The sequence below is a fragment of the Cysteiniphilum halobium genome, assembly GCF_003574425.1.
In the GTDB taxonomy this organism is placed as follows: Bacteria; Pseudomonadota; Gammaproteobacteria; order Francisellales; family Francisellaceae; genus Caedibacter; species Caedibacter halobius.
Genome location: NZ_QLIU01000002.1, coordinates 1 through 6987 on the forward strand (window position 1 = coordinate 1; position 6987 = coordinate 6987).

General features: G+C 33.5%; 7 protein-coding genes. 6 read left to right on the forward strand and 1 reads right to left on the reverse strand.

The window, feature by feature from the left end; translation table 11 throughout:
• The 6 genes from DNK85_RS01525 to DNK85_RS12355 form a co-directional block, all read left to right on the forward strand.
• The coding region (locus tag DNK85_RS01525; protein WP_208123119.1) for a hypothetical protein at positions 1 to 1245 on the forward strand (1245 nt) is incomplete at its 5' end.
• Between the two features lie 45 nt (positions 1246 to 1290).
• The gene (locus DNK85_RS01530; RefSeq protein WP_119327822.1) at positions 1291 to 2499 is read left to right on the forward strand and encodes an MFS transporter; all 1209 of its coding nucleotides are present in this window, start codon (positions 1291 to 1293) and stop codon (positions 2497 to 2499) included.
• Between the two features lie 562 nt (positions 2500 to 3061).
• Positions 3062 to 4714, forward strand: a complete 1653-nt coding sequence (locus DNK85_RS01535) for a thiamine pyrophosphate-binding protein (protein ID WP_119327823.1) — start codon at positions 3062 to 3064, stop codon at positions 4712 to 4714.
• A gap of 113 nt (positions 4715 to 4827) precedes the next feature.
• Entirely contained in the window at positions 4828 to 5490 is a 663-nt protein-coding gene (locus DNK85_RS01540) for a PQ-loop repeat-containing protein (RefSeq protein WP_119327824.1), read from the forward strand.
• Between the two features lie 14 nt (positions 5491 to 5504).
• Positions 5505 to 5861: a hypothetical protein gene (locus tag DNK85_RS01545; RefSeq protein ID WP_119327825.1), complete on the forward strand. Its 357-nt coding sequence runs from the start codon at positions 5505 to 5507 to the stop codon at positions 5859 to 5861.
• 49 nt (positions 5862 to 5910) lie between these two features.
• On the forward strand, positions 5911 to 6309 hold the full coding sequence (locus DNK85_RS12355; RefSeq protein ID WP_119327826.1) for a 2OG-Fe(II) oxygenase family protein: 399 nt from the start codon (positions 5911 to 5913) through the stop codon (positions 6307 to 6309).
• Here the strand turns inward: DNK85_RS12355 and DNK85_RS01555 are convergent.
• Positions 6306 to 6977, reverse strand: a complete 672-nt coding sequence (locus DNK85_RS01555; protein ID WP_328587282.1) for a fumarylacetoacetate hydrolase family protein — start codon at positions 6975 to 6977, stop codon at positions 6306 to 6308. The genes DNK85_RS12355 and DNK85_RS01555 overlap by 4 nt on opposite strands.
• Positions 6978 to 6987 lie beyond the last annotated feature (10 nt).

Genomic DNA, 6987 nt, shown 5'->3' on the forward strand with positions numbered 1-6987 from the left:
AAGTTGAACATGGCGTTAATAAGCATTTTAAGTTTAACTGCCTGCGGTGGCGGTGGTAGTTCTGATGGTGGAAGTAATAGCTCACCTACTGCTAAAACAAACCCAAACAACTCAAAGCCAATATCCGATGACAGAAGCGATCACTCATCTACTGCTAAAACAACTCCAACTAAATCAACACCAATATTTGGTGGCAGAAAGGATCACTCATCTATCTCCACAACAAGTCCAACTGAATCAACACCAACATTTGAAGCAACTGCCCCAGAGAGCATTGCTGTAGGTGATCAATTTACAATTGATGTAAAAATGGACGAGTCTCAGCTTTCTTTTAACACCCAATCATACCCCGTAACACTTAAAACTGATAGCACTATTGTATGCGATAGCAAAAAAGAAACCATCTTAGATAGTAAGCCCGAGGTTAAATTTGGTTGCCACCTATCCGTTGATAGTCACACAGATTTACCACAAGAGTATAAGGTTGACTTAAATGTAGAAAATTCAAGCACAGGTGAGCAGATCCAATCTATTGAAAAAAATATTAAAGTAGAACCTGTAGGAATAGTGAAGTTAACTTTTGGATTCGATAATTTTAACTTAATAAATGGAAACCTTAAGTGCAAGGTCTATAACCCATATATTTTCAAGGATTGTGATAACATGGGCGATGCTGATAAAGTTGATAAGACTTTTAAACAAACACTGATGAAGTCATCAAGCTTATATACTATATCCAGCAATAATTATGTCAAATATGACGATTACATAAAATTTATTATAGTGAAGAAAAATGGACAAGATAAATATTCTTTTCTGACACATTATGTTCCTTTGGATGTAACAAAAAGAATATCCATTAGCTATAGTCAAAATTTAAACAAATTTTTTATATTAGGTAATGATAAAAATAAAGATCCAGAAAATCATTTATATGCTTGTGACTTTGATATTAAGCGACTCAAAACACCTAATGCATGTCAAGAAATCAAAATGGATCTAAAAGAGCCTGTGGCAACATTTGATATTTTGCATCAAAAAAATGGTAATGAATATATATACTTTATCAATGAGAAAAACCCAATAGACGCATACACTAATGGTAGCTATACTATCGGAACAGTTTGTTTACTGAATAAAGATGGGCAGCTAAATAACTGCAATAATTTAAAATCACAACAAGGATATAACTCTATTTATGGCTTAATAAAGTACGATCCTGTCATATATGCAAGACAAGATTAATAGCATAAAAATCAACAGAATAAGCAATTTTGTAAGGACCGATGAGTGATTAAGAGAAATAAGAATTTACTGTTTGGCATCATTTCTATTTTGTTTATTGCAGTGAATTTACGCGCACCTATTACAGGAATTTCACCAATTATTGACACAATTGGTTTATCACTACACCTTACAAGTACAGCATTAGGACTGTTAACGACAATCCCTTTATTTATGTTTGCTCTGTTTTCAATTCTTACTCCATATATCAATAAAAAGTTAAAGCTAGAATATAGCCTATATATTTCATTATTTTTAATCTTGCTTGGTATCTTAATCAGACCTTTTTTCAGCGTATGGCTCTTATATTTGGGAACTGCTATTATCGGTATTGGTGTCAGCATCTCAAATGTACTTTTACCGAGTTTAATTAAACGCGATTACCCTAACCATATCAGTGTAATGACATCACTTTATGCCTTGATGATGGCTATTGGCACCTGGATTAGTGTCAGTATTGCAGAACCCTTACTTACACTAGGGAATCGCCTCAATAGCAGTCTATCTGGATGGCAACTCGTCATGCTCTCTGTGGGATGCCTAACTATAATAGCCATTGTATTATGGTCTATATTTATTCAGCGATCTCGTCATTACAGCGTTACACCAACATCATCAACATATAAAACAGAAAAGATATATCATTATAAAGAAGCTTGGCAACTTACTTTTTTGTTTAGCGTCAATGCGATACTATCGTATATCTTTTTTGCATGGCTTCCTATTATGCTCAAAGATAAAGGCTACACAGAAGAGATTGCTGGCTACATAGCAGGCTTCTTCCAATTACTTGCAGCTATATCTGGAGTGATTCTAATCCCTGTCATGCGAAAATTAAAAGACCTACGTGCGCTTACTACCATATTATATATCTGCGTATTTATATCTCTATTATTACTCAATTTTGCTCAAAACCATATTGTATTAGTTATATTTACGCTCATCCTATCCTTTAGTTTGGGGGGAAGCTTTATCATCAGCTTATCTTTGATTGGCTTAAGAAGCATCACACATCAACACGCCGCTAGTTTGTCTGCAATGATGCAAGCACTAGGATATCTTATTGCAGCACTTGGACCAGTCATTATTGGCTACATTTATCAGCAAACAGCAGGCTGGTTTATTCCGCTAATAGTATGCAGTCTCATTAGTGTCATGGGAGTGATTCTATCAGTATTTGCTGCACATCCTAGAAAAATAGGAGACAAGCCATAAAGTTCTGCACGTTTAAGCACTGCCTTTGTCTATACTGATCATGCGAATACACACATAAAGCATTTTACAGCGTTTAATGTCCAAGATTTTTTAATATTTTATGACTCTTATCAAGAAAAAATCACTCAAAGTCGACATTCTATAAAATGATTTGTGATCGGTATATACTCATCATACGTCATTTTGCTTGTCATAAGTTAAAGTCAGCTTAGATTTTGCTTTATGATATATCAACTATACCGCTCGTAAATCATTTTGCGGTGTTCAGTGCCGAAGAAGTTTTTGATGCTTTTGGGTGATTGGATTGCAGGTAATAGCTAGGACTATTGCCAAAGTTCAATCACCCAAAAGGGTGTAAAATTCAATGGCAGAAATGCTGTAAAATGGTTTATGAGCGGTATATAACCATCGTAAATCATGTTGTGGTGGTTAATGTCAACGAAGTTCTTGATACTTTTGAGTTATTAAGTTACAGGTAACGGCTAAGACTATTATCAATATTGCATAACTATTACATAACTCAAAAAAACAGGAAAACATAAATTTTTTGAGGAGAAAAATTATGAATTTAGGAGATCTTTTAATTAGAATCGCTAAGAAATTAAATATTGAAACTGCATTTGGCGTTCCAGGTGATTATGTCATGAGTTTTCTTGATTACTTTGAAAAAAAAGAAAGTGACGTAACATTATGCGGTACCTGTAATGAACTCAATGCTGGGTATGCAGCTGATGCTTATGCTAGAATGAATGGTTATGGTATGGTCACTGTCACATCAGGGCCAGGAGAAATGAGCCTAGTTAACGCAATAGCTGGTAGCTATGCTGAAAACATTCCTGTTTTAATGATTGTTGGTTGTCCAAATGAAGGTTTACTTGAATCTCAACTTCCCATCCACCATAGTTTAGGAAACTTTATAAGTCCGCAATTTAACACTGCTTTTAGTTTATTCACATCAGCTACAGCGAATATCACAAGGCATAACACCATCGAAGAAATAATACGCGTTGTGAGCAGTATGATCAAACAAAAAAAACCCGTTTATCTAAATATTCCTGTTAATCTTTTTGATATGGACGTTTCTGAATATGTTGAAGATGTACATTTTCTTGGCAATATTGAACAAAAGTTTATGGATAACGCTGTCAAAAAAGTGACTTCAGCCAATCACCCACTCCTCATTATAGGTAATGATGTAAAAGGAAGTGAATTAGTGATTAAGCAGTTTATAGAAAATCATAATATTCCTTATGTATCCACCTATGCCAGTAAAGGCATTATTGGAGAGGACCACCCTCTTTTCTGTGGTATATTTGCAGGTAATTTCTCCACACCAACAACAACTGATCTTGTAAAGAAATCGGATTGCGTCATCTCTATTGGTACTTTATATAGTGACTTTACTTCAGGAGAATTTACGAGTAATAACTATATTGATAAAAAAACTAAGATTGTTATCAATAGAAATTGTTATCGAGTAGGTAAAGAATACTTTGCTTTGAACATCGATTATGATCGTTGTCTAGAGAATTTATTTTTAACCTTAAACGATAAAATCAAAAGCTTTGATCAATTTAAAAATGAATATTTTAACCATCTCAATAATGACACAACTTTTAATGAAAAATTAACAGGTGATAAATTAACACATGATAAGTTTTGGCAATTTGCCTCTCAGCATATTCTTAAAGAAAATGATACTGTTATCGCTGAGGCAGGATGCTCGTTATTTGGTATGCTGCCAGAAAGGATACCTAAAGGCGTAGAATTTATATCTCAGCCTAAATGGTCCTCAATAGGATACACTTTGCCAGCAGCTCTTGGTGCTTCAGTATCCAAAAGAAATACAAGAACAGTTTTATTTATTGGTGATGGATCCTTTCACTTAAGTGCACAAGAGCTCTCAACAATAAGCGCTTTGAATCTTAACGTTTGTATTTTCATTATCAATAATGATGGCTATACAATTGAACGTGAAATACATGGAGCTAATGCAAAATACAATGATGTTCCTAAATGGGATCATATTCTATTTGCGCATTCTGTTGGCGTTAGACACACGCTAAAATCTGAAAACTTTGATGATTTATCTGAAATTGATGCATTTTTAGATAAAAAGGGCACTAAGTTGGTAGAACTTCTGTTTGACAAACGTGATAAACCCAAATTATTAAAATCTTTTGCAGAAGCCCTTTTTGTTCCTGAAAAAGCATGAATTTATTAATGTCTTATCGATGCAATCTTTTTCTTAACATATTAAGTAGATTTTGTTATGTGTATTAGACACGAAATCATACTGGCAAATATGTAGTGGTTCTGGGGGAGTTTATGTTGTCTTATTTAGGTCAATTCACACTTAATTTATCCTTAGCTTTATACTTTATACACTTTCTGCCCCAACTTTATCATAATATTTATAAGCCTAATTACAATAACATTAGTTTAAATACACAGGTAATGTATCTAGGGGCCACATCTCTAGACTTAATTTACGGTCTGGGCTTTAATTACCAATGGCAGTATATTGCTGTCGATATCGTTTATTTATCGACTTTAAGCATTCAACAATTTCAACTCATGTATGCTCGTATTTTTTCAATATTTATTCACATATTATCATTTCTATGGATTATATTCATAGTAATCACTGCGGTGGTTTTAGTTAGATTAGGACATAAATCACAAGGCTTTCACATTGGATCAAATGATAATCTTATTTTTTGGATATCAGGTTACATTAGCTCTTTTTTATGGATTATTCTTTGGTTTCCCCAAATTATTAAAAACTTTTTTTATAAAACATCAGGGGGGTACTCACTGCCTTTTATTGTTATTGGCGTCATTATTACATTAAGTGATATTACAAGTGCATTAATATATCACTGGAAATGGTTAAACCTTCTAACAAGCATTATTAATTTTCTATCTTATTTTTGTCTGTTTATCCAAAGCTGTAGTCTTAAAAAACAGCAATTATATAGCAAAATTTAACATAAGGAATAAATATGCTACTTACTAAAGCAAACTATCAAAACCTTATAAAACATGGAATAGTAGAAATTGACACCAATGCATTATGTTCTCAAACTTTATCAAACAGCCTAAGTCAATTTGTTAACAAGGATGACAGCTACAAAAAAAAATATTTACAGAAGAATTATAGTTTTGGTTTTGATGGATATTCTTACTTAGGTCAAAAAGACAGTACGAATCAATATAGTTTTGACTTGCTTCACACTTTCGTCCTATCTAACCTACATGATTCAAGAGATTTTCCTCATGAATTCCAACATTTTTTCAATACACAGTGGAATATTCTACTAAATACCATTCAATATATTGAACAACAATTAATTAATTAATTATATTAATTCAAAATCATTATATGCTTTATACCATAACATCAAACATATGATTTCCTGTAATCACTACCCCAATCTGGAGAGTATTCGATCTAATCATGCAAATAGCCATCGATTGTCTGAACATTTAGATGTTTCACTATTCACCATTTTTCCATTTGGAATACCCGATGGGTTCGAATATAAAAATAATCTAACTGGAAAATGGTGCCATCTAGGGGCAACAAATAAGATAGTTATATTATGTGGCTTTTTACTGGAGTATTGGAGTCAAAATAAATTCAAGGCATGTACACATAGAGTTTCACTTCAACACAAGGATGAATCTTTAAGGCAATCTTTTGCATTTTTTTCTATACCTGCCCCAGGTTTAAAGTTTTATTGTTTGGATAATGCAATACAAAGATCCACTTGCGACTATTTCAAATCATATCTTGATCTATTTTAATCCCTCTTTATGACATTTCGCTGATAGCCAAGTCCTGTAATAGATAATTCGATAACATCGCCTTCTTGTAGATAATGCGGGGTATTACCTAATATTTCCTCTTCTAATTGCACACCATGTGGCGTGCCTGTGAGAATGATGTCTCCGGCTTGTAGTGTAAAATATTTGCTTAACTCTGCTAACAGATGCGGTATTTCAAAAATCATACTCTTGGTATTGCCATTTTGCTTGATTTCCCCATTCAATTTAGTACAAAGATGCATATTCACTATATCAACGTCATCTGGTGTCACAATAAATGGACCAAGAGGACAAAAGCTATCGCTTGATTTCCCCATTTCATGTTGACCTGGTTGCTGGAGTTGTAACGATCGCTCAGAAACATCATTAGCAATACAAAACCCTGCAATATACTCATATGCATTTGCTTTATCAATATACTTGGCAGGCTTTGAAATTATCACCCCAATTTCGTTTTCATAATCTAACTTATAGCAATCACGAGGAATAAACACAGGATCATATGGTCCTGTGATGCTACTAACTGGTTTTTGAAAAAATATAAAGTGTTCTGGTGGGACACGCGGACCACCAAAAAAATTTACCCTTTCCAAATGATCAATATAATTCATGCCAACTCCCACTATTTTTCGTGGGTTTTTGCACACTACAGGACAG

Excerpts from the sequence above, each read along its gene's own strand:
- DNK85_RS01535 (WP_119327823.1), top strand. The coding sequence starts at position 3,062 with ATGAATTTAGGAGATCTTTTAATTAGAATCGCTAAGAAATTAAATATT.
- DNK85_RS01540 (WP_119327824.1), top strand. The coding sequence starts at position 4,828 with ATGTTGTCTTATTTAGGTCAATTCACACTTAATTTATCCTTAGCTTTA.
- DNK85_RS01545 (WP_119327825.1), top strand. The coding sequence starts at position 5,505 with ATGCTACTTACTAAAGCAAACTATCAAAACCTTATAAAACATGGAATA.
- DNK85_RS12355 (WP_119327826.1), top strand. The coding sequence starts at position 5,911 with ATGATTTCCTGTAATCACTACCCCAATCTGGAGAGTATTCGATCTAAT.